Genomic DNA, 15,760 nt, shown 5'->3' on the forward strand with positions numbered 1-15,760 from the left:
GGCGTACGGACGCTTTCTCTCTACTTACTTGTAGGCGACGGGCTTGCCGGAGGCGTCCTTGATCTGGCTCCAGGACTTCTCAATGGCGGCCTTCACGCTGGCGGGCATGGGCACATATTCCAGGTCGCTGGCCATGGTGTCGCCATTCTTGTAGACCCACTGGAAGAACTTCAGGGTCTGGGCGGCGTTGGCCGGCTTGTCCTGCACCTTGTGCATCAGGATGAAGGTGGCGCTGGTGATCGGCCAGGCATTCTTGCCCGGCTTGTTGCCCAGGACCTGGAAGAAGGTCTTGTCCCAGTCGGCGCCTGCAGCGGCAGCCTTGAAGCTGTCGTCGCTGGGCTGGACGAACACACCATCGCGGTTCTGCAGCTGGGTGTGGGCCATCTTGTTCTGCTTGGCGTAAGCGAACTCGACGTAACCGATGGAGTTGGGCAGGCGGCCAACGAAGGCGGAGACGCCTTCGTTGCCCTTGCCGCCGGCGCCCACGGGCCAGTTCACAGCGGTGCCTTCACCGACCTTTTCCTTCCACTCCGGGCTGACCTGGCTCAGGTAGTTGGTGAAACCGAAGGTGGTGCCGGAACCGTCGGCGCGGCGCACCGGAGCGATGGCGGCGTCGGGCAGGTCCAGGCCGGGGTTCAGGCTGGTGATGGCCTTGTCGTTCCACTTGGTGATCTTGCCCAGGTAGATGTCAGCCAGCACCGTGCCGGTCAGCTTGAGCTGGCCCGGGGCAATGCCCTTGATGTTCACCACGGCCACGGTACCACCCATGACAGTGGGGAACTGCAGCTGGCCCTTCTTGGCCAGCACGTCGTCGGTCAGCGGCATGTCGGAAGCGCCGAAATCAACGGTCTTGGCGTCGATCTGGCGGATGCCGGCACCGGAGCCCACCGACTGGTAGTTGATCTTGATGCCGGTGGCCTTGTTGTACTCGGAAGCCCACTTGGCGTAGACAGGCGCCGGGAAGCTGGCGCCGGCGCCGGTCACGTCCTGGGCGACTGCGGCACCCGCCCACAGAAGGGTCGAGCTGGCAGCGAGGCCCAGCAGGGAAGATTTCAGGCTGGTTTTCATGGAATGGCTCCTGGTTGGTTACTTGAAAGCAAACCAAATTTACGAATCTTTTGTGACAGGATCGTGACATGAGCCGACACATGGAGTGTAGCGCGGCCCACACTTTTCAAATTACCGTCATCTTGCTGTCACAGGCCTCCGATAGCCTTCGAACTTTCTCACCCAAGGAGCCTGCAATGAACAAGACCGCCTTCACCCGCCGCCTGATGCTTGCCACCGCCGTGGCCTGGGGCCTGGCCGGCTGTGCGAGCATGAACCAGCCCGTCACCCTGGCCGACACCCTGGCCCGTGACCCCCAGCTCAGCACCCTGAACAGCCTGGTGGAAAAGGCCGGCCTCGCGGACACGCTCAAATCCGGCAGCTACACCGTCTTCGCCCCCAGCAATGAGGCCTTCAAGGCCGTCCCGGCCAAGACCCTGGAAGAGCTCGCGGCCAACCCGGCCCGCCTCAAGGAGGTGCTGACGTATCACGTGGTGGCCGGCAAGGTCATGGCCGCCGACGTCAAGAACGGCCCGGTCAAGACCGTGCAGGGCGCTAACGTGGCCCTGGCCCGCGCCGGCGCCTTCGTCACCGTGGAAGAGGCCATGGTGATCAAGGCCGACATGACGGCTACCAACGGCGTGGTGCACGTGGTCGACCGCGTGCTCATGCCGCCCGTGCGCCGCTGAAGCTCGTCCCGCAGGCCCGCCGTGGCCGGCACGCCTTCCCTCTCGTGCAGGCCCACCCCCCGGTGGGCCTGCGCACTTGCGATACCCGAATTCAGTGCCCTCATCGTGACCCGACTGCCCCCGCCCCCTGCCCCCACCCGCCGCCAGCTCCTGCTCGCCGCCGCCAGCCTGCCCCTGCTGGGCGTCGCCCAGGCCCAGCCGGCACGGGCTACCCCCGCCACGCGCACCCCGGAGATCGTGCAGTTGGTCGACAGCGCCGCCGACCAGCTCGATGTCTCGCGCGACTTCCTCATCGGCTCTCGCGCCGCCTGGCAGGAGTTCAACGCCCGCGGCGGCTGGCGCGGCCGAGCCGTGCAGCACACCGTGCTGGAGGTGGACGGCAGCCCCGCCAGCCTGCGCCAGGCCGTGGAATCCGTGCGTGCCCTGCCCAACTGCCTGGCCTTGTGCGGCACCGCCGGCGACCGCACCGCCGCGCAACTCGTCGAGTTGCTGCGGCAGGATCCGCTGGAGATCGCCCATGCCGCGCCCTGGCTGCACCAGGACCTGGCAGCCGGCGCCGAGCAGCGCACCTTTCCCATCTTCGCCTCCCGCCAGGAGCAGATCGCGCACGCGCTGCGCTCACTCTCCGTCATCGGCGTGCCGGAACTTGGGGTGGTCTATGCCTCGGCGCAGGAACAGCGCCTCTACGAAAACGAGGTCCAGCGCATCGTGCGCTCGCTGCAGCTGCGCCTGCAGACCTATGCGCCCGGCGGCGACCTGCAGGAGCTGGGGCGCAAGCTCACGCCCCAGACGCCGCCCATCCTGCTGTTCGTCGGCGGCACACCCGAACTCGCCCAGTTCACCCTGGGCCTGGGCCGGCAGGAGCGCCAGCGTTACGTCATCGGCCTGGCCGACGTGAACCTGCAGACACTCAACCAATTGGGCGCCTCGCGCAACACACCCGTCATGGCCACCCAGGTCGTGCCCATGGTCACGGCCGGCCTGCCCATCGTGCGCGCCTACCGCGAGACCCTGGCGCGCCTGTTCGACGAACCCCCCACGCCGCAAAGCCTGGCCGGCTACATCGCCGCGCGCTACGCGCAGGATGTACTGCAGAGTGTGGAGCCCACGGCCACCCGCGCCCAGGTGCTGCAGGCTTTCCGCCAGCGCAGCCAGCTTGACCTGGCGGGCTTTCGCATCACCTTCCAGGCCCAGCGTCGCAGCAGCGCCTACGTCACACAAAGCATGCTGACCGCTGATGGCCGCATCCTGGGGTGAACTTGTGAATAGATCCACTGCGCGACCCGCTCACTGCGATTTCTTCACAAGTTCAACAGCCGGGTACCATCGACCCGATGAAGCTTGAGACCCGCGCATGAAAAACGGAACCGAACTCGCCGCCATCGACCTGGGCTCCAACAGCTTCCGGCTTGAAATCGCCCAGCTCGACCACGGCCTGCTCAAGCGCCGCGAATACCTCAAGGAAACCGTGCGCCAGGGCAACGGCCTGGACGCCGACCGCAACCTCGGTGACGACGCCATGCAGCGCGGCTGGGACTGCCTGGGCCGTTTTGCCGAACGCCTGGCCGGCTTCAAGAAGAACCAGGTACGCGCCGTCGCCACCCAGACCCTGCGCGAAGCCCGCAACCGCGAGGTCTTCCTGGAACGCGCGCAGAAGATCCTCGGCTTTCCCATCGACGTGATCTCCGGCCGCGAGGAAGCGCGCCTGATCTACCAGGGCGTGGCCCATCTGCTGCCGCAGTCCGACGAACGCCGCCTGGTGGTGGACATCGGCGGACGCTCCACCGAACTCATCCTGGGCCAGGGCTACCGCCCGCGTTTCATGGACTCCTACCGCGTGGGCAGCGTGGCCTGGTCCATGCGTTATTTCCCTGAAGGCACCTTCAGTGCCGAGGCCTTCGAGACCGCCGAGGTCGCCGCCCAGGCCGTGCTGGACGAAGCCCTCACCAGCTGCCGGCGCGAAGACTGGGATGTGGCCTACGGCTCCTCGGGCACCGTGGGCGCCGTAGGCGACGTGCTGCAGGCCGCCGGCTGGGCTGAGGGCCTGATCACACAGGAAGGCCTGGACTGGCTGCTGGAGCGCCTGCTCAAGGCTGGCAGCGCCGAGCGCCTGCGCATCGAGGGCATGAAGGACGACCGCCGCGCCGTCATCGGCGGCGGCGTCAGCGTGCTGCGCGCCCTCTTCGCCCTGCTGGACATCGAGGAGATGCACGTGGCCCAGGGCGCGCTGCGCCACGGCGCGCTCTACGACCTGCTGGACCGCGAACACGAACAGAGCGACCAGCGCAGCACCAGCGTGGCGCGTCTGGCGCGCAACTTCAACGCCGACCCGGCCCAGGCCCGGCGCGTGAGCCAGGTGGCGCACCACCTGTTGCGCCAGCTGGCCGGCCCGGGCGAACCCGAGGAACTGGAACGCGCCCTGCGCAAGCTGGGCTGGGCCGCGCAGCTGCACGAGATCGGCAGCGCCATCTCGCACAGCGACTACCACAAGCACGGCGCCTACATCCTGGACAACGCAGATGCCGCCGGCTTCACCATGAACGAACTGCACCGCCTGGGCCAGCTCGTGCTGGGCCACCGCGGCAAGCTGCGCAAGCTGGACCTGGCGTTCGACGACGCGGCCTTCGTGCTGCAGCTGCTGGCCCTGCGCCTGGCCGTCATCCTCTGCCATGCGCGGCGTGATCCGGACCTGCAGGGCTTGCGCCTGGACTGGGATGGGGAGCGTGAAGTGCGGCTCGACTGCCGCGCCGACTGGGTCGCCAAGTACCCGCAGTCGGCGTATCTGCTGCAGGAAGAAATGCAGGCCTGGCAGAAGACGGCCTGGACGCTGGATGTCCTCAACGCGGACTGAGCCTGGCCGATAACGGCGCCGAGGCCGACGGCGCCCCGAAGGCCTAGCGCGAGATCTTGCGCTCGATTTCGACCACGGCCCCCGACCTGAAGGTGATGACCGTCAAGGTGTCCGGATCCTGCGCATGCGGGAAGTAGGTCCAGGTCTTCTCCTCGGGCAGGCCCCTGAGGGCGTTGTTGGCGACCACGGATTCGTGATCCGGCTTGCCCACACGCACGAGGACTTCGCCCTCGGACATGCCCCTGCGGATGAAGCCGCGTTCGCGGGCATCCTGGGCCAAGGCCGCAAAGCTGGCGATGAGGAGCAGAGGCAGGAGGAAAACTCGAAAGATGTTCATGTGCCATTCCCTTCTGTTACGCGTTGGAGAGTGCACGGGAAGGGGTTTGACACCATGGCCAGACGGTCATCGCGTGTTCCTCCCATGCTTTGGGCAAGCGCTTATTTATATCTGAAATCGGCCACACGCAGGCTGAGCCACGCCGGCCTTCAGGCGAGCCAGCCCACGCGGCGCAGCGTCTGCACCAGCCCTTCGGCAAACTGGCGGTAACCCTGGGCGTTGGCGTGCACACTGTCGGCACGCAGGCTGGGGTTGGACAAGACGGTCGCCCAGCCGTCCGCGTGCAGCGGGAGCTTGAGCTCCTCCGCCAGCTCGGCGTACAGCGGGTGGTCTTTCAGGCTGCCCGTGCCGGCCGCCAGCAGCGAGGCCTGGGGCACGGCCACCAGCAGCACCTGGGCGCCACCCGCCCGGGCCGCGCGGCAGACCTCGCGGATGGTGTCTTTGGCCCCGGCCGCGCTCATCTGGCGCAGAAAATCGTTGCCGCCGATGCTCACGATGACCAGTGCGGGCTGGTGCTCCTGCAGCAGGGCCGGCAAACGCGACAAGGCCTGGGCCGAGGTATCGCCCGAGACGCCGCCGTTCACCACCTGCCATCCCGTGAGTGACTGCAGCACAGCGGGATAAGCCATATCCGCTGTGGCCCCTACGCCGGCCGTCAGCGAATCGCCCAGGGCCAGCACGGTGCTGCCGGCGGGCAGCGCCTGGGCTTTGGGCGTGCGTTTGCCGCAGGCGGACAGTAAGACGGCGAGGGCAAGGGCCCCGAGCAAATGGCGGCGAGGCCGATGAAGAAGAGAGTGAGAGAGCATCACGGGTAACGTAGAAGTAACAGGCCTGTACGACTTTTCGCGTAGGTCCGTGACTTTCGGGTTATGCGTCTTACGCACCTTGGACCCAATGAGGGTTGAGGTCATCGGGTACGCAAGACTGCGCGAACATCTTTCCGAAACTCTCGAGAGCGATAACGCTCTTGATGTTTACGCCGGTCTGGCGGGAGGTGGCACCGTTCATAATCGGTTCTTGATTTCCGTCTTGCCAGATACCTGCCAGATTGAGACTGTGGAGATGGTCCATATAGAGTCCGAAGTTTCCAGGGAACACGAGTTCGCTTAGCGGAAACTCATTGTGTGTCGTCGTTCTTGGTCCGAACGTACTCGATTCCTGACGATACACGGCATGCTGTCGGAAAGAAAAGGAGCGTCGTTTAAGGTGAAAGAGAATCAGCGCCTCATCGGGACTCAGCTGAGTGATCAATTGAGCGAACGCAGGATGAGCTTCGCTCACCCGCTCTCGGTCGATGGCTCGGGCTAGAAGGTTGAGGAAAAGCTCGGCATTGATGCTCGTCTCTTCGACATATTGGAGGCCAGCGAACACAGGACCCGCAAGTTGCGGATGCGCTTCAACCCTGCGCTCCTCTGGTACTTTCTCGGCGACGCGTTCGAGGTACCGTTTCCATCGCTGATGTTGAGCGGCTAGATAATCCACGGGTGCCAAGGCAAAACGCGCCACCTTCGCTGCATTTCCGAGCGCTTCGCCCACCTCTCTTGCAGCAGGTTGTGCTACGTCGCGGTAGACCTCGGCGATTGGTACAACCTTTCCAATGTCTTCAAGCCAGTTCATATCAACTTAGGGCCCTAATAGACGCATAACGTGAAGATGACCGGCGGACAGTAGGGGGGGCGAAAGCCCGCCGATAGGACATCCGCGTCGATCGACATGTTAAGTTGCATGCTCGTATCCGTTGGTGCGCTCGGCCAGTTCCGAGAAGAGCCAGCGATCTGGGCTTAGCCGTGCCTTCTTGGACTTTGGATTCGGGAAATGCACGACTGCCCACAACGACTTGTACATATCCATCATGCACCAGACCTTGCCGTTGTGCCTTGGGTCGCGCACGAAGACGTATGAGAACACGCCGCTTTGCACAGTACGCCAGCGCTTGCGTTGGAATCGTTCAGTGAAGGTGGCTATGAAGTATGGGAGCGGCCGCTGGTCGATTACGTTGTACGGGTAGACGGCCACAGGGCCAACGTGCTCCTGCGCGGGAGCCCACCCGTAGCGAAGTACGAAAAGACCAGTGGCCATCTTTCGAACGACCCGTTCGACTCGGTCATGCTCTGGCCGGATCAGCACACGGCCTGTCTCCTCGTCGACAGAGAGGGCCTGGAGCAGCTTCTCGTCCAGTGCGGGCGCGCGGCTCAATGTTCGGTCGATCTGTCCGCCTGGAGCCAGCTTCTCCTCAATATGCGGCGAAGTCGCGATCTGCCCCAGCAAGACGAGAAAATACTGTTCATCCAATGACGCGCCACGGTTGCAGTGAACGCAACTCGGAACCTTGCGCAAGTTGTTCGGCAACGGTCGGGCGAGCAATGACTTCGGGGGGACGTGATCCCCCGTGCCCGCAAGGCCACCACAGTACACGCAGCGAGTCGCGATGGTTCCCATGCAATTTAACGTTTGAGATGAGTGAGAGCCGTAGGCGATCCACTCTCGATTGAAATGTTAGGTACCACGGCCATTAGTTCTTCAAGAGAATTTTTCTCAAGGACCATTCTGGAGCCGGCGAGTGGATGTCGTTGATTCTCCAGCCATCATCTGTGTGAACAACATCAAACGCCAAGGTGAATGACTTTTGGCCGGGGTAGACAATCGAAACCGAAATTGCATTGCCTGGACCGATGCCTACGACACGAAACTTGGCACCTTCAGGGTCCTGACTATTCCAAATGGGTGAGAAGTCCAGTTGACATATCTCACGAGTACGTTCGGCGCACTTCCTATCTTCAAGCAACAGGCGAGCCAAGGACTGGGTTAGATACTTGGTCAGGACACTCGATTTCTCGTTGAGAAACGGTGTGCGCTTAGAGATCCTAGGCCCAGTCTCCCACGTGTAGTCCTGATACAGACGTTCGACGACAGCAAGCCGAGCGTCCTCTGCCGCGTGGGCACTGAACAAAGTGAAGAGTGCCAGAAATATGGACGCTCGGAAAACGTTTCCCATTCGCGTACCTAACGTAATGTGGACCGCAAAAATGCGGAATAACATTGGCGACTGTTCATCCTGGCGCCTCCCTTGTTGCAAGCTAAGTGCTTGTTTTGCTTGAAGAATTCTGGCCAATATAGCGCAGTGTCGCGTCGCTAACAAACCGTGTAACCTCGCGAAAGTGCGGCATAACATCGCCGCCACAGTCGCAGCTGTAAGGCTAGACGAACGCAAGTGCTTGTCGGCGCAGCGTTTTTCCCGCGTCAGTCATCAGCACGGCCAAATAAAAATCCGATAAACCCCGCAAGTTTTCCGTGCATGCAAGGGCTAGCCCTTGCCCAGCACGGCTCGGTTCTACCTTAAACCTGTCGCAGCAAGGCCTGCCCCGCCCTCACCTCCGCCCCCGGCTCCAGGCCGTCCACCAGCTCCATACCCTTCGGCGCCAGCACCACGATGGTCGAGCCATGCTCGAACCAGCCCATCTCCTGCCCGCGCTGCAACTTCGCATCGCAGGCAATCACCTGCTCGCCCCGGTAGTCATGGTGCAGGTTCAGGCTCAGGAAGTGCAGGCGCACGCTGGCCACCAGGATGGCACCCACAGGCACGATGGTCAGGGCCTGGCCCGAGGGCAGCGCGGCCTCGATCACGGCACGATCATTTCGACAGTAGAGGCTGGGCACGCGCTTGAGCGCAATGGGGTTGACGTTCCACATATCGCCCTGGATGTGCGTGACGCGTTTCACCGTGCAGTCGGTCGGTGCGTGAAAGCGGTGGTACATGCTGGCGCGCAGGCGCAGGGTGACGTAGCTGCCGCCCTGGTGTTTTTCCGCCAGCGCAGCACTGCCCAGCAACTCGGTCAGGCTGTAGGGCATGCCCTTGATCTGCAGCAGTTCGTCACCATCGATGCGGCCGTGGCCACCGACGATGCCGTCGCTGGGGCTGCAGATCACTTGCGGGTCAGCGTCGAAGGGCCGCGCGCCCTCTTTCAGTTCACGTACAAAACAGTCGTGCAGGCTGTCGAAGCTCTGTTTTTTGGCCTCACTCAGGTCCAGGTCACCAAAGAACTGGAACAAAGCAATGGAGGCATCACGCACCAGCGGCTGGCGGATCTTGCTGAAACGGCCCATGAAACGCGTCAGCGCCACGCGGGGCAGGCGGTTGGTGAGCACGAAGTTCAGGCCTTCCTGTTGCAGGAGGCGGTCGAGCAATGTCTTGAATGTCATCTGGTTTTCACATGCCTGTCAAATGGTTTGAATACAAAGAGTCATCGTCGTTTCACACGGCTGCCCCAAAGGAAACCGAAGGACCATGACTTACGAACTTGCCTGGATTGCCGGCGCCGCCGGCCTCACCCTCCCCGCCCTCAAGCGCCGCCTGGAGCTCTCGCGCGCCAAGCACCCCTCGCTGGCCGGGCATTCGCGCACGGCCAAGCGCCTGGCGCGCTGGATCCCGGGCTACGCCTACGACGAGGCCACCTTCTATGCCTGCGATGGCGCGCCCGATACCGTGGCGCAACAACGCCGCGCGGGCTTCTTTGCACTCGCCGGCCGGCTGCAGGCCAAGGCGCCACAGTCGATCGCGCTGACCAAAGCCGCGCGCGAAGGTCTGCCGGATCTGCGTTTCACGGGCGCCTACCGCGTGCCCTACCAGTTCAGCCCCTACCTGCGCCAGCATCTGCAGGTGGGTGGCTTCGTACAGGCCAGCGAGGGCGTGAGCGTGACGGACCTGGACGGCAACCGCTACATCGACCTCACGGGTTCCTACGGCGTCAACGTCATGGGCATGGACTTCTACAAGTCCTGCATCGCAGCGGGCGCGCGTATTGCGCAGGACCTGGGCCCCGTGCTCGGTGCCTACCATCCCTGCGTGGCCGACAACGTGGCGCGGCTGCAGCAGATCAGCGGGCTGGACGCCGTGTCCTTCCACATGAGCGGCACCGAGGCCGTGATGCAGGCCGTGCGCCTGGCGCGTTACCACACGGGCAAACGCCACCTGGTGCGTTTCTGCGGGGCCTACCACGGCTGGTGGGAAGACGTGCAGCCGGGCCCGGGCAACCCCCTGCCCCCGCGCGAGACCTACACCCTGCGTGACATGCACGAGGCTTCGCTCAAGGTGCTGCGCACCCGCCGCGACATCGCCTGCGTGCTCATCAACCCGCTGCAGGCCCTGCACCCCAACAAGAACGCCCCGGGCGACTCCACCTTGCTCGACAGCAGCCGCAGCGCGGGCTACGACCGCGCGGCCTACACGCGCTGGCTGCAGCAGCTGCGCGAGGTTTGCACCGAACGCGGCATCGTGTTGATCTTCGACGAGGTGTTTCTGGGTTTCCGCCTGGCGGCGCGCGGCGCGCAGGAGTACTTTGGCGTGCAGGCCGATCTGGTGACCTACGGCAAGACCCTGGGCGGCGGCCTGCCCGTGGGCGTGGTTTGCGGCAAACAGGCGCTGATGCAGCGCTTCCGCGAGGACAAGCCCGCCGACATCTGCTTTGCACGCGGCACCTTCAACGCCCACCCCTATGTGATGGGGGCGATGAACGAATTCCTGCGCCGGCTGGATACGCCCGAGATCAGTGCGATCTACCGCGATCTGGATGGCACCTGGGATACACGACGCGAGCGCTTCAACGCCCGCATGCTGGTCGAGGGCCTGCCCCTGCAGGCGGCGAACATGAGCAGCGTCTGGACGCTGAGCTATACCCGCCCCTCGCGCTACAACTGGATGCTGCAGTATTACCTGCGCGATCATGGCCTGGCCCTGAGCTGGGTGGGCACGGGCCGTTTCATCTTCAGCCTGAACTTCAGCGAAAGTGATTTCGAGGACATGCTGGAGCGTTGTGTACAGGCCGGCCTGCAGATGCAGCGCGACGGCTGGTGGTGGAAGGCCCCGGGCCAGACCAACAAGACCATCAAGCGCGGGTTGCTGCGGGAGATGCTGCGCCATCTGTGGCGCTAGGAAAGAAAAAACCCGGTGCGACGGAACCCGCCGCACCGGGAACATGGCATCAGGCCTGGTGACGGGCCAGCTCAGCCTCGTGCTCGGCACGTTCCTCGATCAGGTGCTCGGGCTTGGCGATCAGCTCGCCCTGCAGCAGGTACAGCGGCGACTTCCAGTAGAGCAGGATGTCGTGGAAAGGGTCGGTGATGATCTTGATGGCCCAGACGATGCCGGTATAAAGACTTTGGGTCACGGCCAGTTGCAGCACGCGGAAGGCCAGGCCACCCACCCCCAGCCAGAGCCAGAGCCAGCCGACGTTGAGCACGTAGCCGCTGGGCTGGGTGTGCGCCTCCAGCAGGCCGAAGAAATCCGGCTGCAGCCAGAGCACCACGGGCAGGCCGGCCCAGACGGCCATGAGCACCACCTTGCGCTTGAGGTTGTAGCCCACCTTGATCTCTTCCTTGTACTCGTGGGTGGCGTGGTTCACCTCGTCATAGCCCTTGGGCTCGAAGAAGAAGTGGCCCGACTGACGCGAGACCATGGAGATCAGCCAGGCGATCAGCGCGGCCACCGGCGGCTGGATGAAGAGGAAGGCATAGGCCACCAGGAAGGACACAGCGCTGATGAGGTGCAGCGACTGATTGATGCGGCTGTGGTGGTAATAGCGGTGGTCGTCCCAGCGCTGGACCTTCAGGGCTTGCAGAAATTGGCTCACGGAGGCTCCTTGGTGTGTCGTGTTAACGGAGGGCAGCAAGGCTGCGCCTGGGGGCATGGTCGGGCCCGCGCGTGAAAGAACGATGACAGCCGGTGGCCCGTCATCAAAATTTCACAGGCCTGCGATGCCGCGATACCACGCTGTCATCGAACTGAGATAAATGCGCCGCAAGATGGGCGCATGAAACCCGACACCACCGACATCCTGGTCGAAGACCTGCCGCCCGCGCAGACGCATCTACGCATCGCCATCGTCACCGAGACCTACCCGCCCGAGATCAACGGCGTGGCGCTCACGCTGCAGCGTGTGGTCGAAGGCCTGCGCGAGCGCGGCCACCAGGTCCAGCTGGTGCGCCCGCGCCAGGCCAGCGAAGCCCCGGCGGGTGAATCGGGCGACGTGCTCATGCGCGGCATGCCCATCCCGCGTTACCCGCACCTGCAGCTGGGCCTGCCCTCGCGCCGCCAGCTCGAACCGCTGTGGATGCTCAAGCGGCCGGACCTGGTGCACATCGCCACGGAAGGACCGCTGGGCTGGTCGGCGCTGCGTGTGGCGCGCAAGCTGCGCATCCCGGTCACCTCGGATTTCCGCACCAACTTCCATGCCTACAGCAGCCACTACGGCATGGGCTGGCTGAGCAAGCCCATCATGGCCTACCTGCGGCGCTTCCATAACCAGACGCTGTGCACCATGGTGCCCACACGCGGCCTGGCCGAACGCCTGAGCGAAGCCGGCTTCGAGCGACTGCAGGTGGTGGCGCGCGGCGTGGACAGCAGCATCTTCGACCCGGCCCTCCGCAGCGAGGCGCTGCGCGCCAGCTGGGGCGCCGGGCCCGACACCCCGGTGCTGCTGTGCGTGGGCCGCCTGGCCAAGGAGAAGAGCCTGCCGCTGCTGGTGCGCGCCTACGCCCAGGCGCGGCTGCTGCGACCCGACCTGAAACTGGTGCTGGTGGGCGACGGCCCGATGCGGGCCGAACTGCAGGCGCTGGCACCCGAGGCCATCTTCACCGGCACGCTGGCGCGCCCGGCCCTGGCGCAGCATTACGCCTCGGCCGACCTCTTCGGTTTTCCCAGCCAGACCGAGACCTTCGGCAACGTGGTGCTGGAGGCCATGGCCAGCGGGCTGGGCGTGGTGGCCTACGACTACGCCGCCGCCTCGGAAAACATCAAACCGGGCCAGAACGGCCTGCTGGCGCCGATGGACGACGACGAGACCTTCGTGCGCCTGCTGGTCGAACTGGTGCAGGACAGCGCCCTGCTGCAGCGCCTGCGCACGGCTTCGCGCGACGCGGCACGACAGAACGACTGGGCCGGCATCGTGGCACAGATCGAAAGCGTGATGAAGCTGGCTGTGGCCGGACACCTCGCGTCCGGCGGCCGGCCGCTTTCAATCCCTGCGCAGCAGGTGGCCTGACAGGGCCTTGAGCCCGGTCCGGCGGCTCCGGCGCCAGAGTGTGCCACCAATGAACAGGATCAAGCCCAGGCCGGCCAGCGCCATGACGTGCTGCGCCGGCAGCTCCAGCGCGATCAGCCCTGCATAGAGTCCCAGCAACACCAGGATGCTGAGGTTTTCGTTGAAGCCCTGCACCGCGATGGACTGGCCCGCCGTCAGCAGGCGGTGGCCGCGGTGCTGCAACAGCGCGTTCATGGGAACGACCATCATGCCGCCCAGCGCCCCCACGGCCAGCAGCACGGGCACGGCGGCGCGCCAGTCGGAGATGAAGAGCGCACTCACCATGAAGGCCCCCATGAACTGCCCCAGCGGCAAAACCGCCGTGGCGTGGCGCAGGCGCAGGCGGCTGGCCACCAGCACGGCCCCGCCCACCACACCCAGGGCCACGACGCCCTGCAGATAGGCTGCCTGGTCCAGGCCCAGGCCCAGCGCCTGCACGGCCCACAGCAGCACGGCAAACTGCAGCATGGCGCCCAGGCCCCAGAACACCGTGGTCACGGTCAGCGAAAGGCCGCCGCTGCGGTCCCGCCAGAGCAAGGCATTGGCGTGCCGGAAGTCGGCCAGCATCTGCGCCGGACGACGCCCGCGCACCGGGTAGGACGCGCCGCTGGGCACGATGCGCAGATTGCACAGGGCCGAAAGCGCATACAGCACGATCACGATGGCCATCGAGACGTTGAGCGCAGCCGAGGAAGCACCGGCCGAGAGCGGCCAAAGCGCGCCGGCCCCGGCCGCAGCAGAGGACTGCAGCCACAGCGGCGCCACCAGCAGGCCGCCGAGCACCGTGCCCAGCAAGACCGAGAGCACCACGGCCGATTCCACCCAGCCATTGGCTGCCACCAGCGCGGCGGGCGGCACGCTTTCGGTCAGCAGCCCGTATTTGGCCGGCGCATAGGCCGAGGCGCCCAGGCCCACCAGGGCAAAAGCCAGCATGGGGTGCACGCCATACAGCAGGGCCAGCGCACCCAGCAACTTGAGCCCGTTCATCCAGGCCATCAGGCTGCGCTTGCAGACGGCATCGGCCAGCGCGCCGATGAAGGGCGCGAGGAAGACATAGGACAGGGTGAAGGCGAACTTGAGCAGCGGCGCCCACCACAGCGGCGAGCCCAGGTGATGCAGGTGCGCAATGGCGACGATGAGCAGCGCGTTGTCGGCCAGCGAGGAGAGAAACTGGGTGGCCATGAGCCACCCGAAGCCGCGCGGTAACTGCCTAGACATTCGCCATCGGACGGGCCGGTTCGGCCAGCCGGACCAGGCTCTCGGTGCCGGCGGCGCCAGCGAGAGCCAGTACGGCCAGCGCATTGCGCCGGCCGATGCCCTGGTAGGCGATGCCCTGCTCCTGCAACTGCTGCGGATCGTAGAGATTGCGGCCGTCGATGATCAGCGGATGGCGCAGGGCCTGGCGGATCAGCCCGAAATCCGGGTTGTGAAAGAGCTTCCACTCCGTCACCACCAGCAGGGCGTCGGCACCGTCGAGCGCGGACATGGCGTCGCCCACGAGGGTGAGGCGCGACAGGCCGTCCGGAATGTCGGCCAGGTCCTCGGCCAGCACGGCCTGCGCCGCCTCCATGGCCACCGGGTCGTGGGCCACCACCTCGGCGCCGCGCAGGATGAGCTGGCGGATCAGGTGGCGGCTGGGGGCCTCGCGCATGTCGTCGGTCTGCGGCTTGAAGGCCAGGCCCCACAGGGCAAAACGACGCCCGTGCAGATCACTGCCGAAGTGGGCCATGACCCGGCGCGCCAGGATCTGGCGCTGGGCCTGGTTGACGCGCTCGGTGGCTTCCACCAGCTGCATCTGGCTGCCATGCTGTTGCGCCGTCTGCATCAGGGCGCGCGTGTCCTTGGGGAAACAGCTGCCGCCATAGCCGGTGCCGGCGTAGAGGAAGCTCGGGCCGATGCGGCTGTCGCTGCCGATGCCGCGGCGGATGGCGTCCACGTCAGCCCCCACCAGGTCGGCCAGGTTGGCCATCTCGTTCATGAAGGAGATGCGCGCAGCCAGCATGGCGTTGGCGGCGTACTTGGTGAGCTCGGCGCTGCGCACATCCATCCAGACCGTGCGCTCGTGGTGGCGGTTGAGCGAAGCGTAGAGCCGCGTCATGGCCGCGCGCGCCATCTCGCCGGGGGCACCGGCGGGCAGGCCGATCACGATGCGGTCCGGGTGCATGAAGTCGTCGATGGCCGCGCCTTCCTTGAGGAATTCGGGGTTGGAGATCACCGCAAAAGGCAGTCCGGAGCGGTCCCGCTCCTGCAGGGCTTCGGTGATCACCGCCTCGACCCGCTCGGCCGTGCCCACCGGCACGGTGGATTTGTTCACGACGACCAGCGGATGCGTCAGGCTGCGGCCTACCTGTCGCGCCACGTCCAGCACGTGGACCAGATCGGCCGAGCCATCCTCCTTCGGTGGCGTGCCGACGGCGATGAACAGCACCTCGCAGGCCTCCAGCGCATCCGGCAGGCGGGTGGTGAAGAACAGCCGCTGGTCGCGGGTGTTGCGCTGGATCACGGTGTCCAGCCCGGGCTCGTAGATCGGCACCACACCCGAGCGCAGCAGCTCCACGCGCCGAGGATCGCTGTCCATGCAGACCACCTCATGGCCCATGTCGGCCAGACAGCTCGCCGTCACCAGGCCCACATAACCGGCACCGATCACTGATACTTTCATGGTCACCCCGCTAGTTTGTTGGGACGATCATGCAAGCGTCATGTGACCGCGGCATGTCTGCGCCATGAACAATCGGTGACCGGGCCGACGGCCCGCGCC

The 15,760-nt window shown here is 65.2% G+C and carries 14 protein-coding genes; 5 read left to right on the forward strand and 9 right to left on the reverse strand.

The window, feature by feature from the left end; genetic code table 11:
* Positions 1-24 precede the first annotated feature (24 nt).
* The gene (gene pstS / locus AO057_RS13550; RefSeq protein ID WP_057676450.1) at positions 25-1,068 is read right to left on the reverse strand and encodes a phosphate ABC transporter substrate-binding protein PstS; all 1,044 of its coding nucleotides are present in this window, start codon (positions 1,066-1,068) and stop codon (positions 25-27) included.
* A 176-nt stretch (positions 1,069-1,244) separates the two neighbouring features.
* Between pstS and AO057_RS13555 the strand changes: the two genes are divergently transcribed.
* The 3 genes from AO057_RS13555 (at position 1,245) to ppx (ending at position 4,587) form a co-directional block, all read left to right on the forward strand.
* Positions 1,245-1,736, forward strand: coding sequence for a fasciclin domain-containing protein (locus AO057_RS13555; RefSeq protein ID WP_057676451.1), 492 nt, complete (start codon positions 1,245-1,247; stop codon positions 1,734-1,736).
* A 105-nt stretch (positions 1,737-1,841) separates the two neighbouring features.
* The gene (locus AO057_RS13560; protein WP_240480787.1) at positions 1,842-2,993 is read left to right on the forward strand and encodes an ABC transporter substrate-binding protein; all 1,152 of its coding nucleotides are present in this window, start codon (positions 1,842-1,844) and stop codon (positions 2,991-2,993) included.
* Between the two features lie 97 nt (positions 2,994-3,090).
* Positions 3,091-4,587, forward strand: a complete 1,497-nt coding sequence (gene ppx, locus AO057_RS13565) for an exopolyphosphatase (RefSeq protein ID WP_057676452.1) — start codon at positions 3,091-3,093, stop codon at positions 4,585-4,587.
* 43 nt (positions 4,588-4,630) lie between these two features.
* Here the strand turns inward: ppx and AO057_RS13570 are convergent, their stop codons facing one another.
* From AO057_RS13570 to asd, 5 genes are all read right to left on the reverse strand, one after another.
* The gene (locus tag AO057_RS13570; RefSeq protein WP_057676453.1) at positions 4,631-4,924 is read right to left on the reverse strand and encodes a hypothetical protein; all 294 of its coding nucleotides are present in this window, start codon (positions 4,922-4,924) and stop codon (positions 4,631-4,633) included.
* 149 nt (positions 4,925-5,073) lie between these two features.
* Positions 5,074-5,691: a GDSL-type esterase/lipase family protein gene (locus AO057_RS13575; RefSeq protein ID WP_371258275.1), complete on the reverse strand. Its 618-nt coding sequence runs from the start codon at positions 5,689-5,691 to the stop codon at positions 5,074-5,076.
* A gap of 109 nt (positions 5,692-5,800) precedes the next feature.
* Positions 5,801-6,541 carry an Abi-alpha family protein gene (locus AO057_RS17565; RefSeq protein WP_082605563.1) on the reverse strand — a complete coding sequence of 247 codons (741 nt, stop codon included), beginning with the start codon at positions 6,539-6,541 and terminating at the stop codon, positions 5,801-5,803.
* A 99-nt stretch (positions 6,542-6,640) separates the two neighbouring features.
* The gene (locus AO057_RS13585) at positions 6,641-7,216 is read right to left on the reverse strand and encodes a hypothetical protein (RefSeq protein WP_057676456.1); all 576 of its coding nucleotides are present in this window, start codon (positions 7,214-7,216) and stop codon (positions 6,641-6,643) included.
* 1,044 nt (positions 7,217-8,260) lie between these two features.
* Positions 8,261-9,124 (reverse strand): archaetidylserine decarboxylase, encoded by an 864-nt coding sequence (gene asd, locus AO057_RS13595; RefSeq protein ID WP_057676458.1) that lies wholly within the window; start codon positions 9,122-9,124, stop codon positions 8,261-8,263.
* A gap of 85 nt (positions 9,125-9,209) precedes the next feature.
* Between asd and AO057_RS13600 the strand changes: the two genes are divergently transcribed.
* Positions 9,210-10,853 carry an aminotransferase class III-fold pyridoxal phosphate-dependent enzyme gene (locus tag AO057_RS13600; RefSeq protein ID WP_057676459.1) on the forward strand — a complete coding sequence of 548 codons (1,644 nt, stop codon included), beginning with the start codon at positions 9,210-9,212 and terminating at the stop codon, positions 10,851-10,853.
* A gap of 49 nt (positions 10,854-10,902) precedes the next feature.
* On the opposite strand, the gene AO057_RS13605 is transcribed toward AO057_RS13600, so the two are convergent.
* Entirely contained in the window at positions 10,903-11,550 is a 648-nt protein-coding gene (locus tag AO057_RS13605; RefSeq protein ID WP_057676460.1) for a hypothetical protein, read from the reverse strand.
* Positions 11,551-11,730: 180 nt separating this feature from the next.
* Between AO057_RS13605 and AO057_RS13610 the strand changes: the two genes are divergently transcribed.
* The gene (locus tag AO057_RS13610) at positions 11,731-12,960 is read left to right on the forward strand and encodes a glycosyltransferase family 4 protein (protein WP_057676461.1); all 1,230 of its coding nucleotides are present in this window, start codon (positions 11,731-11,733) and stop codon (positions 12,958-12,960) included.
* On the opposite strand, the gene lplT is transcribed toward AO057_RS13610, so the two are convergent.
* Both lplT and AO057_RS13620 read right to left on the reverse strand, forming a co-directional pair.
* The gene (gene lplT / locus AO057_RS13615; RefSeq protein WP_082605564.1) at positions 12,934-14,217 is read right to left on the reverse strand and encodes a lysophospholipid transporter LplT; all 1,284 of its coding nucleotides are present in this window, start codon (positions 14,215-14,217) and stop codon (positions 12,934-12,936) included. The two genes, AO057_RS13610 and lplT, sit on opposite strands and share 27 nt — an antisense overlap.
* A complete protein-coding gene (locus AO057_RS13620; protein WP_057676463.1) occupies positions 14,210-15,661 on the reverse strand; it encodes a UDP-glucose dehydrogenase family protein in 1,452 nt (483 codons plus the stop codon). The genes lplT and AO057_RS13620 overlap by 8 nt, the downstream gene beginning before the upstream one ends.
* Positions 15,662-15,760 lie beyond the last annotated feature (99 nt).

The organism is Curvibacter sp. PAE-UM (assembly GCF_001432305.1).
Lineage (GTDB): Bacteria > Pseudomonadota > Gammaproteobacteria > Burkholderiales > Burkholderiaceae_C > Hylemonella.